Below are 17,702 nucleotides of genomic sequence, written 5' to 3'. Positions count from 1 at the left end.
AATGGATCAATATTTACAGATTTTTGTAAAGGTGGTTGAAAAGGGGAATTTTTCAAAGGCCGCAGAGGAATTACACATGACTCAGCCGGCCGTCAGCCAGTACATCAAATCGTTGGAGGAGCAGATTGGTGCCAGATTGTTGGAACGAACCAACAAGTTTGTCCGTCTCAATCAGGCCGGAGAAATCGTTTATTATCATGCTCAGGAAATTTTGGCGCTGATGACAAAAATGCAATCTTTGGTCGATGATCTCACCAATAACGCGAGTGGACCGATTACTATTGGAGCAAGTTACACATTTGGCGAATATTTATTGCCGCATATTATTGCAAGAATGCAACATAATTATCCGCATATTCAGCCATCAATTAAAATTCACAACTCAAAGGAAATCATTGAGCTGGTAAGTTCCCATCTATTAGATATTGGTATTATTGAAGGATTTTTACATAATGACCAGCTTAATTCAGAAGTCGTTTCTGAAGATAAGATGGTTATCGTCGCTTCCCCGGACCATTCCTTAACTAATAAAACAGGTACACTCAGTTTGGCCGAATTAGCAGAAGAAACGTGGATCTTAAGGGAAGAGGGCTCTGGAACAAGAGAGGCGGCGGAAAACCTTTTTAGCAGTCGTCAGTTTACTCCGAAAAAAATAATGGAATTTGGCAGCACACAGCTGATTAAGGAATCGGTGCAAGCTGGCCTGGGAATTTCTTTATTATCCCGTTGGGCAATTGAAAAAGAACTGCGAAACGGCTACCTCGGGGTGATTGATGTAGAGGGGCTTCCTTTTATTCGGAATTTTTCGATTATCACTCATACTACGTTTCAGACTAAAGCGGTTAAAACGTTTATTGAAACCTTAAGGGAATACTTGTCTGACTTTGAGTAATCAGTGAATCATACAAACTATAAAACAAGTTAGCGTAAAGATGTTATGTTTTGTCTAATGACAACTTTTGGGAAGGATTTATAATTTATAATTGACGAAATATTTTAACATATCGTCTTTTTGAAAGGAAAACGATGCTCCATTTGTGGAAACAGACATTTTGACACACTTAAATTATGGGTAAAGGGGAGTGTTACAGAATGCAGCGACAAAAGGTTTTAATTAATGGCAAAAGATTGAAACAGGAGTTGGAAAAGTTTGCAGAGTTTGGCCGGACCGAAAATAATGGGGTTACCCGCTTGTCGTTATCAAAGGAAGATATTCAAGCTAGAGACTATTTTCGTACCTGCTGCGAGGAACTGGGAATGACCGTCAAGGTAGACGATATGGGCTGCATGTACGCAACGCTCGCGGGTCTTGAGGATAAACCGCCAATCGTGATCGGTTCCCATATCGACTCCGTCAAAAAAGGAGGCCGGTTTGACGGCATTTTAGGAGTACTAACCGGTTTAGAAGTTGTAAGGACACTGGTTGAAAATCAAATTGAACCCAGCATTCCGATTACGCTTGTCAATTTTACCAATGAAGAAGGGGCCAGATTTGAACCGTCAATGATGGCTTCAGGTGTCCTTTCGGGGAAATTTGATAAAAACGTCATGTTCGGGAGTCAGGATTCAGAAGGAATTACTTTTGGTGAAGCTTTGGCAGCCAGCGGCTATGCGGGTGACATTGAGAATCGGCTGAAGGAAGCGACGGCCTTTTTAGAGATGCATATTGAACAAGGGCCGGTTTTGGAAAAAGAAGCATTGACGATCGGGGTAGTGGAATGCGTTGTAGGCATGGCCTGCTATGAAATTGAAGTGACAGGCGAATCCAACCATGCCGGGACAACGCCAATGTCCATGCGAAGGGATGCCTTGTTTGCCGCGAATAACCTGATCAATGAAATACGCAAGCGTTTAAGTGTACTGGATCAGGAGTTGGTCTATACGATCGGCAGGGTAAATGTTTATCCAAGTATCCACACGGTTATTCCCAATAAAGTGGTCTTTACACTGGAAGCAAGGCATAAAAACATGGAGATCATCGCGACAGTAAAAGAAATCATTCAAGGCCTGCCGTCTTTAGGGGTAAATGAGGGCTGTGAAGTGAAGACAACGAAATTATGGGAGCGTGATACCGTTTGGTTTGCACCTGAACTGTGTCAACTATTAGAGCAATCCGCCGCTTCGCTGGGATATTCAAACCGAAGAATGGTCAGCGGCGCGGGACATGATGCCCAGTTTATTGCCAGTTATGTTCCGACAGCGATGTTATTTGTTCCAAGCATCAATGGAAAAAGCCACTGTGAGGAAGAATTGACCACATGGGAAGACTGTGAAAAAGGGGTCAATGTTATTTTGGATACTGTTCTCGCTTTATTATCTAAATAGGAAATTTGAACTACAAAACTAGAAGAGTGGTGCCTCTAAACATAAAGGCGGCCACTCTTTTTCATTTTCGAAAAGTAGGGCACAGGAATAGGAATTCCAAGTGTCATTCATTTTGAAATGACATACTTTATGTTAGAGTATTTTTTATTAAATTTGTAATACTGGGGATGAGTGGTTCGTATGCAGACAATTGTTTTTATTGGTAGTAATAAATCTGGAACAAGCAGAGAAGCCCTATTTGTATCCACTAATATGGGATACTATACTGTTTTATTAACTAATCGAAAAAGTTTTATCAGGCAAAGAAAAGAATTTTCGGAAGTGCAGCAAATGATCTATGTAGAGGATTTATTGGATAAAAACATAGTTCTTTCGATTATTCAGGAGTTACAGCAGAAAAATAAACAGATTGAGGCAGTTATCAGTTTCATTGACCCCTTTGTTGCTTTAGCCGCAGAACTGTCACAACAATTAGGAATTGTGCAGTTATCAACCAAGGCCTTATCGTTGATTGAGAATAAATCACTTGTGCGTAAACATATAACAGAGCTCCCTGTTTCTCCAAAACATATCATTTATCATATCGATAAACCAATTGACGAAGCGCTTCAGCAACTAGAGAATTCCTTTCCTCTAGTGTTAAAGTCCCCCGTATCAAATGGCTCAAAGGATGTACTCCCTGTTAACTCAGTCGCGGAATTAATGAAAGGATTACAATACTTAAAAAAAAGAATCCCCAATGATGTGATTTTAATCGAAGAATATCTAGATGGACCACAATATTTAATCGAAGTGATGGTAGTTAATGGTGAAATTTCAATTATTGCCGTGATTGAACAGGAGATTTTAAACGGTGCGCGCTTTATTGTCACTGGTTACAATTATCCAGCCCTATTAAATATAAATGAAAGTGAAAAATTAGAAACAGCCGTTTTTAAGATTATAAGACACCTTCAATTAACCAATGGAACCTGTCATCTGGAAATGCGGAACGTAAGAGGAGAATGGAAGCTGATTGAGATCAATCCTAGAATGTCCGGTGGAGCAATGAATCGAATTATTGAAGAGGGTACAGGAATTAATTTGGTCAAGGAGACCATCAAATTATTCTTAGGATTGAAACCTAATTTGAAAAAAACAGTAATGAACTATGTTTATGCAAAATATATTACAATTCATTCACTAGGAAAATTAATCAAAATAACCGGTAAGAATCGAGCGTTAAAGCATGATGAAGTTAAAATGGTTTACGTGAAACCGCGAAAAGGAGCAATCTTAAGGAAACCGCAGTCGATGGGTGACCGCTATGCCTATGTGATTGCCGTCGCGGACAGCGCTGAAAAGGCAAAAAAGACAGCGAATAAAGCTGCTGCCGAGATAAAATTTTATTTAGAACCGCTTTAAAGAAGAAACATATGGTTCTTGATGGAATGCTACATCATCGGAAGCATCCTGCAGATTGCAGATGTTAAGAAAGCTTATTTATATGCAGCTGCCGCCAAAATGGAGGGACTAGGGTTATTTATTTTTCCTTCAATGGTGTGGATTTTGGGAGAAAGATGGTGAAGGGTTGGGTTTATGAAGCGGGGAAAAGAGTTGAACAACAAAAGAAATTTCCCGATGTAATTATTAACAGTTATATTCCAAAAGCTATAAGCAATCTTTGATTCTAGAAAGATTGAAAACATACGCTATTTAGCAGCTGAAAAACACTTTGCAGAAAAATAGGAATTTTTTTCATTGCCGGTAAGGAACACATGGACTTTCGTTGAGGGGTCCATGTTTCTTTTTTATTATCTTTCAGACTAATTTGTTTGCTCTATTAAAATCTGTAATAAAGTTTATATTGGTAAATAAAATATTTTAGTAAAATTTAAGTAAAATATTGTTTTGTTTTTACTAATCGGTGTAAGATAAAATGACAGACAGATAATTATTTTTAATAATGACAGGAATTTCAAAATCTTTACCTAAAGAAAGGGGATTCCACCTTGAACGTAATAACATTAAACAAAACATTCTTAGATGCCTTTGGCGTTTTACCAAAACAAGCATTCTTCGCTCCTGGTCGTATTAATTTAATTGGGGAACATACAGATTATAACGGCGGTCATGTTTTTCCGTGTGCCATCACCTATGGAACTTACGCTGTTGCCAGACAACGGGAAGATCAGCTGATCCGTTTATATTCCAAGAACTTTCCTAATAAAGGAGTAATTGAATTTAACTTAAATGAATTGGATTATGATCAACAGCATTCTTGGGCCAACTATCCAAAGGGTATGCTCCGCTATATCATTGAGGCGGGATTTGTAATTCCCACTGGTTTTGATTGTGCCATTGAAGGAAACATTCCCAATGGGGCAGGTCTATCCTCATCGGCTTCGATTGAGCTGTTAACAGGGGTGCTGGTTAACGGCTTATACCAATTAGAGATTCCCCGCCTCGAGTTAATCAAAATTGGCAAGCGGGTTGAAAATGAATTTATCGGTGTTAACAGCGGGATTATGGACCAGTTTGCTGTTGGCATGGGAAAAAAGGATGCAGGTATCTTATTAGATTGTCAGACTTTAAAGTATGAGTATGCTCCGATCCAGCTTGAAAATCACAAAATTATCATCATGAATACAAACAAGCGCCGGGAATTAGCGGATTCCAAATATAATGAGCGCAGGAGTGAATGTGAAGAGGCGCTCAAACAGCTGCAGCAGAAGCTCCCAATTGAAGCACTTGGACAGCTTTCGGAAAAAGAGTTTGATGAAAATCAACAGTTGATTACCAATGAAACCGTTCGGAAACGGGCAAAACATGCAGTTTACGAAAATGTAAGAACCATAAAGGCCTTGGATGAGTTGAAGGCAGGTAATCTAACAGCATTTGGCCAACTGATGAACCAGTCCCATATTTCTTTACGGGATGATTATGAAGTAACGGGAGTGGAATTAGACAGTTTAGTGGAAGCGGCCTGGAACCACCCCGGAGTCCTTGGTGCTCGCATGACCGGGGCCGGCTTTGGCGGCTGTGCGATTGCGATTGTTGAAAATGAAGAAGTCGACCATTTTATTGCAAATGTGGGATCGGCTTATAAAGAAACGATCGGTTACGCTGCAGATTTTTATGTTGCCAGTATCGGGGATGGGGCAAAAGAAATTGAATTGGAGGAAGTAAAATGAGCATTCTCGTGTTAGGCGAAGCAGGCTATATTGGCTCCTATGCCGTTGATCAATTAATCGTCGAGGATACGAAGTAAAAGGTAAGGTGGGAAAAATGATTTACCAATTGATCCAGCAGCTTATTGACCGGGTGATTACAGCGGGATTAATCGAGAAGCAGGATGAAATTTATGCGCGTAATCAAGTCTTATCGCTGCTGCATTTAACTGAGTTCAGGGAAAAGGAAGCCGATTGCTGTGAAATTCCTGAGGATATTCCAAGTATCCTTGAGAGAATTGTTGCATATGCCTGCGAGCAGAGGATGATTGAGGATTATTTGGATGAAAAAGAAATTCTTGCAAGTAAAATCATGAATTGTTTTGTTGCCAGGCCTTCTGAAGTTAATCGGCTCTTTTTTGAAAAATATCAGCAGAGTCCGAAAGCAGCAACAGAGTATTTTTATGAGTTAAGTAAAAATAGCAATTACATTCAAATGAAACGGATCCAAAAGAATATTCAGTATAAAGTGCCAACCGAATACGGCGAACTTGATATTACCATTAATCTATCAAAGCCGGAAAAGGACCCGAAAAATATCGCCCGTGAACGAGAGGCGAAGCAAACAGCCTATCCGAAATGTCTCCTTTGTGTCGAGAATGAAGGCTATGCCGGTAGAATTGGTCATCCGGCACGCTCCAATCATCGGATGATTCGGCTCAACTTGTTAGATAAGACGTGGTTCTTACAGTACTCACCATATATGTATTATAACGAACATTGTATAGTGCTGTCAGAGCAGCATACCGAAATGAAAATCACCCCTGATTCGTTCAGAAGGATTTTGGAGTTTGTTGAACAATTTCCGCATTATTTTCTCGGCTCGAATGCCGATCTGCCAATCGTCGGCGGCTCGATATTATCGCATGATCATTACCAAGGCGGCAATTATGAATTTGCCATGGCAAAGGCTGAGGCCGATTGGACGTTTGAATTGACTGGATTTCCAGCTGTGCAATGCTCTGTTGTTAAATGGCCGATGTCAGTGATTCGGCTGCGTTCAAAGGATACCGGCTCGCTTGTGACTGCAGGAACTCATATTTTAGATAAATGGAGAAACTACCGTGATGTGTCACTAGGGATCTTGGCTTGGAGCGGTGGGACCCCGCATAATACAGTTACCCCGATTGCCCGGAAAAAAGGAGAATTTTTCGAACTGGATCTGGTACTAAGGAATAATCGGACGAGTGAGGAACATCCGCTCGGAATTTTCCACCCGCACGCTGATGTTCATCATATTAAAAAAGAAAACATCGGGTTAATTGAAGTCATGGGGCTTGCCGTGTTACCGGCACGTTTAAAAGAGGAACTTGTAGAAGTGGAAAATTACATTCTTGGCCGAGAAGCAAATGTGGCTGATTATCATTTAGAATGGGCGGAACAGTTGAAAGCCTGTTATGGCGCTGCCGCTGCGGAGGAGAATAGCAAAAAGATTGTTCGTGAAGAAGTAGGGAAGAAATTTTTACGGGTATTAGAGGATGCCGGTGTGTTTAAACGCGATGAAGCCGGAAGGGCAGGATTCAAGCGGTTCATTGATAAATTGTAAATTGAAACTTCAATCAGTGGGGTTTTGCTTGATCCCTGCTGATTGTTAGAAAAAGTTTTGGTTTTCGGAAATTGGGGTGAAGAAGATGAGGATTTCAGAAAAAGTTTTCGGGCAGTATGATGGGCAGACAGTGATGGAATATTGCTTAAGTAACGATTCAGGGATGTCGATTTCTTTCCTGAACTTTGGCGGTGTGATTACCAAAATTATCGTGCCCGACCGTAATGGGAACGTTGAAAATGTAGTTCTGGGTTTTGACCGCTTTGACGATTATGTAAAATGGTCACCGTATTTTGGAGCAGTTGTTGGCCGCGTCGCCGGAAGAATTCAAGGTGCCAAATTCCAACTGGATGGAAAGGACTATTTTCTTACGGCTAACGAAGGCCCAAATCATCTGCATGGCGGCAGGAAGGGTTTTAACTCAAGAGTTTGGCAAGCCGCAACGTTTGAAAAAGAACAATCGGTTGGTGTAAAGTTTTCCTATCACAGCCCGGATGGCGAAGAGGGTTACCCTGGAAACTTGGAAACGACCGTTACCTACCTTTTAAATCATGAAAATGAATTAAAAATTACCTATAAGGCCAAAACAGACCACAAAACGCTAGTGAACTTAACAAATCACTCATATTTTAACCTAAGTGGGAATCTTAAGCGAGACTGTTCTCAACATAAGCTGCAGCTTGATAATGACCGCTTTTTAGAGCTTGGTGCGGATCTGATCCCGACCGGAAAAATATTAGCCGCAGCTGGTACACCATTTGATTTCCGCAACGGTCGGGTGATGAATGAAGGGATTCAATCATGGCATTCGCAAAATGTACTTGTCGGTCATGGCTATGACCATGCGATTGTTTTTTCGAAAATGGAGGAGAAAAATACAATCCTTTTAAGTGAGGAGGAAAGCGGCCGGATGCTGACGATTACGACAAATCAACCATGTGTGGTCTTATATACAGCCAATCAATTAGAAGGGCCTTTTTCCATAGGCGGTGTTCAGGCAAGAAAATATTTGGGAGTTTGCCTTGAAACACAAGGGTACCCAGATGCGATACATCATCCACAATTTCCGTCTGTGATTTTAAATCCAGAGGAAGAATATTATCAAGAAACGAGCTATCGTTTTTCTGTTAAGTGATAAGGAGTAAATGCCAATGGCTACCATTAAAGAAATTGCCAAAAAAGCAGGGGTATCAATTGCTACTGTTTCGCGCGTATTGAATTATGACACGACTCTTTCTGTCAGTGATGAAACAAAAAAAAGAATTTTTGAAGCAGCAGAGGAGCTGGATTATAAGAAGAAGCCGACAGCCCGGAAACAAGAAACGGGAAAAATTGCCCTTGTACATTGGTACTCTGAAAAGGAAGAGCTGGAAGATTTGTATTATATGTCAATCCGGCTTGGGGTGGAAAACCGCTGCCAAGATCGCGGCCTTCAAATCATCAGATATTTTCATGATAATTTAGCGAATCTCAAGCAAGAAGATATTCAGGGACTGATTGCGATCGGAAAATTTAGCCAAAAACAAGTGATGGACCTGCAATCTGCAACTGAAAACATTGTCTTTGTCGACTCTTGCCCGGACGAAGAGAGCTTTGATTCCGTGGTGATTGACTTTGAAACAGCAACGGAGAAGGTGTTAAGCTATTTGCTCGAAAAAGGCCATAAACAAATTGGTTATATCGGGGGCAGGGAAGCTTTTAAAGATCAAACCTCGATGATAGAGGATCCAAGAGAGCGAGCGTTTAAACGTTACTTAACGGAAACAGGGATGTTGAATGAAGCATTTGTTTATACCGGTAGCTTCTCAGTGGAAGCTGGATATAATCTTATGAAGAAGGCAATTAATGAATGCGGTGTTGACCTTCCCACAGCATTCTTTTTAGGAAGTGATTCCTTGGCAATCGGTGCTCTTCGTGCACTTTTGGAAGCAGGTATCGCCGTGCCGGAACGAGTGAATATTATTGGTGTTAACGACATAAGTGTATCCAAATATGTCTTTCCGTCTCTAAGTACCGTAAAGGTGTATACCGAACTCATGGGGGAAACAGCTGTCGATACGCTCCTCGAAAGAATCGGCGGCAGAAAAATTGCTAAAACGATATCGATTGCCACAGAACTTATCATTCGCAACAGCAGCTTTTAACCTCCCAAAAGCATAGAAAAAAACTCACCAGAATCAATAACTGGTGAGTTTTTTACCATTTATAACAAGTGTATATCCAACTACTGGAAAACTGTCCGCCTGGGGTGGACAAAATGATGTATTTGTCTTTTTGTGGTGCCTGACACCCAAACTGTTATAGTTAATAATATTTTAAGAGTAATACAGTTTGAAGGGGTGTAAAAGACTAATTTTTATGATTTTATAGTATTTATAGCGAGTGTGACATTTAGGTGATATTTTTCATGTTTTAAAAAGGTTCAAAATAAATTAACAAAATATCCATTTACTATAAATTCAGAGAGTGTATCATTAGAATTATTGGAGTGTTTTATTTTCATGTTTAGAAGATTTAGAAAAGGAATGGGGAAACAAAAGATGTCTAAGATAATGGCGATTAATGCAGGTAGTTCATCATTGAAATTTCAGCTATTTGATATGCCTAGTGAAAATATAATTACTAAAGGAATTGTTGAAAGGATTGGTTTAAAGGATTCCATTTTTTCCATTACTGTCGCTGGAGAAAAAAAGAAGGAGACCCTCGATATTCCTAACCATGATACTGCTGTTCAGATTCTTTTGGAAAAATTAATTTCCAATAAAATTATTCATTCGTTTTCGGAAATTGATGGCGTTGGACACCGTGTGGCCCATGGTGGGGAAATATTTAAGGATTCAGTTCTTGTAACCGATGAGGTCTTAAACCAGCTGGAGAAGCTTTCTGAATTGGCACCGCTCCATAATCCGGCAAACGTTTCCGGAATTAGGGCATTTCAAAAAGTATTAACAGATATTTCATCCGTTGCTGTGTTTGATACAGCTTTCCACCAAACTATGCCGGAAAGTTCATATTTATACAGCCTGCCGATTAAATATTATCAGGAATATGGAATCCGCAAATATGGTTTCCATGGTACTTCACATAAATATGTTTCCCAGCGGGCAGCGGAAATGCTAGGAAGACCAATTGAGGAACTGCGGTTAATTTCCTGTCACTTAGGAAACGGTGCCAGCATTGCCGCCATTAAGGGAGGCAAATCGATCGATACTTCAATGGGGTTTACTCCGCTTGAAGGCGTGGTAATGGGAACAAGATCCGGTAGTGTTGACCCCTCCATCATCCCATTTATCATGAAAAAAACAGGCAAAACTGCTGACGAAGTATTAACAATTTTAAATAAAGAGAGCGGGCTGTTAGGAATCACCGGTTTTTCCAGTGACTTGCGCGATATTGAAACGAAGGCCAGCGAAGGCGATGCCCGGGCACTGCTCGCGCTCGATATTTTTTCCAGCCGCATTCATCAATACATCGGCTCCTATGCTGCCCGGATGAATGGCGTCGACGCCATCATTTTTACAGCAGGAATTGGTGAGAATAGCCCTACGATTCGCTCAAAAGTACTGACAGGACTAGAATTTATGGGCGTTTATTGGGATCAAAGCTTAAATTATATTCACGGTGAAGAAGCGGTAATTAGCTATCCGCACTCCCTTGTCAAGGTATTATTGATTCCAACGAATGAAGAAGTGATGATTGCCAGAGATGTACTTAGAATTTCCGACGAAATGTTTGTACTCAGCTGACTTTAAGGGGAGACTTTTCCCCTTAAAGTTTCACCGTCTCTAAAGAACCTTATCGCTTAACACACCATGATGATCCAATCGTTGTCCTTAAAAAATTACATTTGCCAATAGAAATGGATTATGTCTATTTTTCGAAAACACTAACCCAAATACCTTTAATAATATATCAATGTTGTATAATGAGATAAATAATATTCTCTATATAAGTGAGCTGATTCGATCATGAATTTGCAAGAAATTATTGATATTAATCTTTTACAAAAAATTCAAGACTCGTATGCAGAATCAACTGGGCTAGCAGCTATAACCGTTGATTTCAAGGGAAATCCAATTGCCGAGTATAGTAATTTCTCCGGCTTTTGTAACTGCCTACGGCAAGATCCACAACTCATTGAGAATTGCTTTAAGTGTGATGCATATGGCGGCTTGGAAGCTGCAAGAAGGGGTACCTTTTATGTGTATAAATGTCATGCCGGATTAGTGGATCTTTCTGTTCCCATCATTGTCAAAGGTCAATGGATCGGCTCGATGCAGGTGGGACAAGCCAGAATTAGTGATGAAGAAAAAGATAAACTTGACTTTATTGTTAAAGAGTCTTCCGGCTGGCAGGAGAATAAAGAAATAGTCGATGAGTATAACAAAATTCCGATTAGTTCTCTTAAAAAAATTGAAGCAGCGGCTGAAATGATGTTTTACGTGATTAATCACATGTTTGAACAGAATGTCATTAACCTTGCCCAAGAAGAGCTGCAAGCAAAGAATCAGCAGCTAATCCAACAAATGAAAGTTCAGGCGGATTTGGAGAAAGCTCTGTTGGACAAGCAAATTCGCGCCCTGCAGCTGGTCGTAAATCCACACTTTTTATTCAATGCACTGAATGCTGTTACATGTTTATCGATTGTTGAAAATGCGCCTAGAACTCAGGATGTCATTGTATCTTTGGCAGATATTATGAAGTACATTTTAACTAATTATAACCGGCTTGTTTCATTAAAAGAGGAACTGTCCTTTATTGACGATTATTTAAAACTGCAAAAACTTAGATTTAAAGATCGAATTCAAGTTTTTTTCAATATTGATGAAGAGATTAAATCTATTGAATTGCCTTCCTTGATCTTGCAATCCATTATTGATAATGCGATTGTCCATGGAATTGAGCCAAAGGATGGAAACGGTATCATTACAATTAAAGGGTATCCTATGGGTCACGATTCGATTATTGAAGTAACCGATAACGGAGTTGGAATCACTAAGGAAAAGATTGCCGATATTTTAGCTGATGGTGAAAATATGATTGAACAGACTGGGCAAATGAAGGGAATTAGTTTACGGAACGTTAATTCTATTTTAATTTCCCATTACGGCAATGATTACAGACTCTCCATAAGTCAAAACGTAAACGGCGGTACAACAGTTAAACTAAAGATCCCAAATAAGTACGATAGGGAGATCTGATATGTATAAACTTCTAATAGTGGATGATGAATCATTAATAAGAGATGCACTCAAACGGATTATTTCGGAAGTAAAAGGAATAACGGCAATCGGGGAGGCTGAAACGGCGGAATCAGCATTAGACCTCTATCGTTCGAATAAACCTGATATGATGTTCCTTGATAGTAATCTTCCCGGTATGAATATTTATGAATGCCTAAAACAAATGAAGGATTACAACAAAAATTGCTTTACTACTTTATTGTTGGACTTTGATTACGTAAACACCCTCCCAAAGACAGTAGAAAGAATGGCTGATGCCACTCTAATCAAGCCATATAGTACGAAAAGTATCATGAAGATCGTTGATCAATTTTTGCAGTGGGAAATGGTTAACAGGCATTCTTATGATAAAATCATTGATAAATTTGTTCACTCCATCATAGAAGAAGACTTTAAGAGTACCAAAGACCAGTTGAAAAGAATTGGCAAGCAGCTTTCTTTACTATATGGTGGTAATTTGAATGAAATACGGGCGTTTAGTGTATCCATGGTAGAACAGTTAGGTATTATCTGTCAGGAAAAAGGCTTGGACATCAAGAAAAAAATCCAATGGCAGGAGAAAGCACAAAATATTATCGATCTCTATACGTTTGAAAAAACGATATCCAATATCGTAGAAGAAATATTTGAGGAGATTATGTCAACTGCCTCGATTCAGGAAAAAAAGGTAATCCAATTTGCGCTTAATTATATCGAAAAAAATTATCAAAAAGGCGTTACATTAGAAGAAGTTTCAGAGTATGTTCACTTAAGTCCTTTTTATCTCAGCAAGCTATTTAAGAAGGAATTAAAGATCAATTTCGTTAATTACGTTACAGAAAGGAAAATAGAAAGGGCAAAGGAACTTCTTGAAAAAACAGATATGCCGGTCATCAATATTGCCTTATCGCTTAATTATCAAGAGGCGAATTATTTTAGTAAAGTTTTTAAAAAGCTGGTAGGGGTTACCCCCTCTGAATATCGTAAGCAAAAGGAGAAAGTACCTAGTAAAGACATTTTGTTGAAGAAAAACGCCAAGATTCTTAATAATAATTGGTATATTTAGGAAGTAATCCACCCGCTATTGTGGCAGGTGGATTTTTTGTTTAAAAAAACATTACAGTTAAAAGGCATCAGGACAAAAAAATATCAGGACGGGACAAAAAAGTATCCTCCTGGCAAAAAATCATCATAGAGAAATTAATGAACACAAAAAAATACCATAACAAACAAGCAAATCTTTACCCTTAGATACCAATATCCTATCACGAAAGTCCAAATCAATTATTATACGATTATTAATGTAAGCGATTTAGGAATAGCATGAGGTCTGACCGATTACTATTCCATCAGCCTAACATTTTAAGGAGGAACTCCAAATGATGAAAGAAGCATTAGGAATGGTAGAAACGAAAGGTTTGGTTGGTGCTGTAGAAGCGGCCGATGCAATGGTTAAAGCAGCCAATGTTACGCTAATTGGCTACCAAAAAATCGGCTCAGGACTTGTAACAGTCATGGTTCGTGGTGATGTCGGAGCAGTGAAGGCTGCAACTGATGCCGGTGCAGCAGCTGCGGAAAAAGTGGGAGAAGTCGTTTCCATTCATGTTATTCCAAGACCACATTCAGAAGTTGAAGGAATCTTACCTAAATTAATACAAGAATAAACTAACGGAGGTGTAAAAAAATGAAAGAACAACTTATCGAACAAATTATGGAAGAAGTAATGAAAAAAGTAGATGTACCTGCACCTGCTGTTGGAGAAAAGAAACAGGAAAAAACTTTCTGCGGTTTAACTGAGTTTGTTGGTACCGGCCGCGGCGATACCATTGGACTTGTGATCGCAAACGTGGATCCAAGTGTCCATGAAGCAATGGGGTTGGACAAAAAATACCGCTCGATCGGTATTATCGGAGACCGTACTGGAGCTGGTCCGCAAATTATGGCTGCTGATGAAGCCGTCAAAGCAACGAATACAGAAATTTTAAAAGTAGAACTTGCCCGTGATACCAAAGGCGGCGCAGGTCACGGCAGCTTAATTATTTTCGGTGCAGAGGATGTAGCAGATGCTCGTCGCGCGGTTGAAGTTGCTCTTAAAGAATTAGACCGTACCTTCGGTGATGTATATGGAAATGAAGCAGGACATATCGAACTTCAATATACTGCTCGTGCAAGTTATGCATGTGAAAAAGCATTTAATGCCCCTATTGGCAAATCATTTGGCCTCGTAGTTGGAGCACCTGCTGCCATTGGCGTTGTTTTAGCTGATACGGTTGTAAAAGCTGCAAATGTTGATGTAATCGGTTATAGCTCTCCTGCTCAAGGAACTAGTTTTTCCAATGAAGTCATCTTAACCTTCAGTGGCGATTCTGGTGCTGTCCGCCAAGCCCTAATTGCAGCAAGAGAAGTTGGCATTAAACTTTTGGGAACCCTTGGAAGTCAGCCTGTTTCTGATACAGTTCCTTACATTTAATTAAATAGGAGGGTAACTCATGAAATCCAAACGTTTTCAAGTACTAGCAGAACGTCCCGTAAACCAAGATGGGTTTGTTGCTGAATGGCCGGAAGTAGGCTTAATTGCCATGAACGGTCCTAGCGACCCTAAACCAAGCATCAAAATTGAAAATGGCGTAGTTGTGGAATTAGATGGAAAAGCCCGTAAAGATTTTGACTTCATTGACCGTTTTATTGCTGATTACGGGATTAATATTGAAAAATCTGAAGAAGCAATGGCCATTGACTCAGTAGAGTTTGCCAAAATGTTAGTAGATATTAATGTTCCACGGGAAAAAATTGTCCCGCTGACTACTGCAATGACCCCGGCAAAGATTTGTGAAGTGCTGGGCAATATGAACGTGGTAGAAATGATGATGGCACTACAAAAAATGAGAGCAAGAAAAACGCCATCGAACCAATGTCACGTAACTAACGTAAAAGACAATCCGATTCAAATTGCCGCTGACGCAGCTGAAGCAGCACTACGTGGATTTGATGAACAGGAAACAACAGTAGGTATTGTTCGTTATTATCCATTTAATGCACTGGGACTTTTAGTTGGTGCGCAAACTGGTCGCGGCGGAATCTTAACTCAATGTTCTGTTGAAGAAGCAACGGAATTACAATTGGGGATGAGAGGATTAACTTGTTACGCTGAAACAGTTTCTGTATACGGTACTGAGCCAGTATTTGTTGATGGTGACGATACTCCATATTCTAAAGCATTCTTGGCATCCGCTTATGCATCCCGCGGTCTAAAAATGCGTTTTACATCTGGTACAGGTTCAGAAGTACAAATGGGTTATGCCGAAGGAAAATCGATGCTTTACCTGGAAGCACGCTGTATCTTTATCACTAAAGGTGCTGGTGCACAAGGACTGCAAAACGGTTCGATTAGCTGTATTGGCGTTCCTGGAGGCGTTCCATCCGGTATTCGTGCCGTCCTTGCTGAAAACCTTATTACAACAATGTTGGATATGGAAGTGGCTTCTGGTAACGACCAAACATTCTCACACTCTGATATCAGAAGAACAGCCCGGACATTAATGCAAATGCTTCCTGGAACAGACTTTATTTTCTCTGGCTACAGTGCAACACCAAACTATGACAATATGTTTGCCGGCTCGAACTTCGATGCAGAAGACTTTGATGATTATAACGTATTACAACGTGACCTTAAAGTTGATGGCGGCTTACGTCCGGTTACTGAAGAGGAAGTAGTTGCCATTCGGAATAAAGCAGCGAAAGCAATCCAAGCTGTTTTTGAAGAATTAGGTCTTCCTACGATTACTGATGAAGAAGTAGAAGCAGCAACCTACGCACATGGCAGCAAAGATATGCCTGACCGGAACGTTGTTGAGGATTTAAGAGCTGCTGAAGATATGATGAAACGCGGCGTAACAGGTCTTGATGTCGTGAAAGCACTGTACAGACGCGGTTTTGAAGATGTCGCTCAAAATGTCTTAAATATGTTAAAACAACGTATTTCTGGTGACTATCTCCATACATCAGCAATTATCGATAAAGACTTCCATATTATTAGTGCCGTAAATGACGTGAACGACTATATGGGTCCTGGAACAGGCTACCGTATGAGTGAAGAAAGATGGGAAGAAATTAAAAATATCCCTCGCGCCATTAGACCGGAAGACATTAACTAACCGAAAGGGGTGTAAGTGAATGGCCATCAATGAAAAATTAATTCGTCAAATTATTGAAGAAGTATTAGCAGATTTTGGTGCTGAAAATAAACAAACTGAATCAGTAGTAACAGAAACTGTAAAAAAACCGGCAGCTGATGAGGCAACAGGCTTAGAACTTGCTGTTAAAGGCGAAGCAAAAGTGGGTACAAGAAAGAATGAAGTTGTCATTGGGCTTGCGGCAGCTTTTGGTGAGCATCAAACAAAAACAATTGTCGGAATCCCACATAAGGACTTATTAAAAGAAGTTATCGCCGGTATTGAAGAAGAAGGACTTACAGCCAGAGTTGTTCGTGTTTACCGTACCTCAGACGTAGGCTTTGTTGCTCATGATGCGGCAAAACTGAGCGGATCTGGAATTGGTATTGGTATTCAATCAAAAGGAACAACCGTTATCCATCAAAAAGATTTGCAGCCATTAAATAACTTAGAGCTATTCCCGCAGGCGCCGTTATTAGACCTGGAAACCTTCCGTGCTATTGGGAAAAATGCTGCTAAATATGCAAAAGGTGAATCACCAAATCCAGTGCCAACTCGAAATGACCAAATGGCTCGTCCCAAATACCAGGCAATTGCGGCACTATTGCATATTAAAGAAACACAATATGTCGACCGTAATAAAAAACCAGTTGAATTGGACGTTAAGTTCTACTAATAAACGGAGGTGAACAGTATGAATGAACAACTAATTGAACAAATCGTAAAAGAAGTATTGTCCTCCATGAGTGGAGCAAAAGAAAATACACCAGAACCAACAAAATGCGAAACAAAAACTTGTGTAAAAGTTGAAGCAAAAACGGACTATCCATTATCAGAAAAAAGACCAGAGCTCATTAAATCACCAACGGGGAAATCTTTAGATGATATAACCTTAGCTGGAGTTATCGATGGCGCTGTTAGACCGGAGGATGTCAGGATTTCCCCGGAAACATTGGAATTGCAAGCACAAGTAGCTGAATCAATGGGGCGGAAACCATTTGCCCGCAACCTTCGCCGGGCGGCTGAACTCATCGCTATTCCAGATGATCGGATTCTCGAAATCTATAATTCTTTACGGCCTTATCGTTCCACAAAAGAAGAGTTGTTAGCCATTGCTGATGAACTTGAACACCAATATGGAGCAAAGGTTAACGCTACTTTAGTTCGTGAAGCTGCTGAAATCTATGAACTAAGGGATCGTTTGAAAAAAGATTGATCTGCCTTATTT

16 protein-coding genes and 1 pseudogene are annotated in these 17,702 nt (G+C 40.0%); all 17 read left to right on the top strand.

Features of this window, described 5'->3' with window-relative positions; all coding sequences use genetic code 11:
• Position 1: 1 nt before the first annotated feature.
• Complete coding sequence (locus RCG24_RS12840; RefSeq protein WP_308077179.1) at positions 2 to 892, top strand: LysR family transcriptional regulator; 891 nt, start codon at positions 2 to 4, stop codon at positions 890 to 892.
• 200 nt (positions 893 to 1,092) lie between these two features.
• Entirely contained in the window at positions 1,093 to 2,325 is a 1,233-nt protein-coding gene (locus RCG24_RS12835; protein WP_308077178.1) for a Zn-dependent hydrolase, read from the top strand.
• Between the two features lie 180 nt (positions 2,326 to 2,505).
• The gene (locus tag RCG24_RS12830; RefSeq protein ID WP_308077177.1) at positions 2,506 to 3,729 is read left to right on the top strand and encodes an ATP-grasp domain-containing protein; all 1,224 of its coding nucleotides are present in this window, start codon (positions 2,506 to 2,508) and stop codon (positions 3,727 to 3,729) included.
• 18 nt (positions 3,730 to 3,747) lie between these two features.
• Complete coding sequence (locus RCG24_RS12825; RefSeq protein ID WP_308077176.1) at positions 3,748 to 3,891, top strand: hypothetical protein; 144 nt, start codon at positions 3,748 to 3,750, stop codon at positions 3,889 to 3,891.
• Between the two features lie 425 nt (positions 3,892 to 4,316).
• The gene (locus RCG24_RS12820; RefSeq protein ID WP_374049093.1) at positions 4,317 to 5,498 is read left to right on the top strand and encodes a galactokinase; all 1,182 of its coding nucleotides are present in this window, start codon (positions 4,317 to 4,319) and stop codon (positions 5,496 to 5,498) included.
• Positions 5,495 to 5,574 (top strand): annotated as a pseudogene (locus RCG24_RS21295) (NAD-dependent epimerase/dehydratase family protein); the annotation flags it as partial. The gene RCG24_RS12820 and the pseudogene RCG24_RS21295, both read left to right, overlap by 4 nt.
• A gap of 18 nt (positions 5,575 to 5,592) precedes the next feature.
• Complete coding sequence (galT, locus tag RCG24_RS12815; RefSeq protein WP_308077175.1) at positions 5,593 to 7,080, top strand: UDP-glucose--hexose-1-phosphate uridylyltransferase; 1,488 nt, start codon at positions 5,593 to 5,595, stop codon at positions 7,078 to 7,080.
• An 85-nt stretch (positions 7,081 to 7,165) separates the two neighbouring features.
• Positions 7,166 to 8,215 (top strand): aldose epimerase family protein, encoded by a 1,050-nt coding sequence (locus tag RCG24_RS12810; protein WP_202652897.1) that lies wholly within the window; start codon positions 7,166 to 7,168, stop codon positions 8,213 to 8,215.
• A gap of 16 nt (positions 8,216 to 8,231) precedes the next feature.
• A complete protein-coding gene (locus tag RCG24_RS12805; protein WP_308077174.1) occupies positions 8,232 to 9,224 on the top strand; it encodes a LacI family DNA-binding transcriptional regulator in 993 nt (330 codons plus the stop codon).
• A 396-nt stretch (positions 9,225 to 9,620) separates the two neighbouring features.
• A complete protein-coding gene (locus tag RCG24_RS12800) occupies positions 9,621 to 10,826 on the top strand; it encodes an acetate kinase (RefSeq protein ID WP_308077173.1) in 1,206 nt (401 codons plus the stop codon).
• A 222-nt stretch (positions 10,827 to 11,048) separates the two neighbouring features.
• Positions 11,049 to 12,281 (top strand): sensor histidine kinase, encoded by a 1,233-nt coding sequence (locus tag RCG24_RS12795; protein ID WP_202652894.1) that lies wholly within the window; start codon positions 11,049 to 11,051, stop codon positions 12,279 to 12,281.
• A 1-nt stretch (position 12,282) separates the two neighbouring features.
• Complete coding sequence (locus RCG24_RS12790) at positions 12,283 to 13,368, top strand: helix-turn-helix domain-containing protein (RefSeq protein WP_202652893.1); 1,086 nt, start codon at positions 12,283 to 12,285, stop codon at positions 13,366 to 13,368.
• Positions 13,369 to 13,681: 313 nt separating this feature from the next.
• On the top strand, positions 13,682 to 13,966 hold the full coding sequence (locus tag RCG24_RS12785) for a BMC domain-containing protein (protein WP_235887893.1): 285 nt from the start codon (positions 13,682 to 13,684) through the stop codon (positions 13,964 to 13,966).
• Between the two features lie 20 nt (positions 13,967 to 13,986).
• On the top strand, positions 13,987 to 14,772 hold the full coding sequence (pduB, locus tag RCG24_RS12780; protein WP_308077172.1) for a propanediol utilization microcompartment protein PduB: 786 nt from the start codon (positions 13,987 to 13,989) through the stop codon (positions 14,770 to 14,772).
• A gap of 19 nt (positions 14,773 to 14,791) precedes the next feature.
• Complete coding sequence (locus RCG24_RS12775) at positions 14,792 to 16,456, top strand: propanediol/glycerol family dehydratase large subunit (protein WP_202652891.1); 1,665 nt, start codon at positions 14,792 to 14,794, stop codon at positions 16,454 to 16,456.
• 19 nt (positions 16,457 to 16,475) lie between these two features.
• Entirely contained in the window at positions 16,476 to 17,150 is a 675-nt protein-coding gene (locus tag RCG24_RS12770; RefSeq protein WP_308077171.1) for a propanediol/glycerol family dehydratase medium subunit, read from the top strand.
• A gap of 18 nt (positions 17,151 to 17,168) precedes the next feature.
• Positions 17,169 to 17,690, top strand: coding sequence for a diol dehydratase small subunit (locus RCG24_RS12765; protein WP_308077170.1), 522 nt, complete (start codon positions 17,169 to 17,171; stop codon positions 17,688 to 17,690).
• Positions 17,691 to 17,702 lie beyond the last annotated feature (12 nt).

The organism is Neobacillus sp. OS1-32, assembly GCF_030915425.1.
In the GTDB taxonomy this organism is placed as follows: domain Bacteria; phylum Bacillota; class Bacilli; order Bacillales; family Cytobacillaceae; genus Neobacillus; species Neobacillus paridis.
Note: the sequence above shows the minus strand (reverse complement) of the source record. Positions and strands in the feature narration are given on the sequence as shown.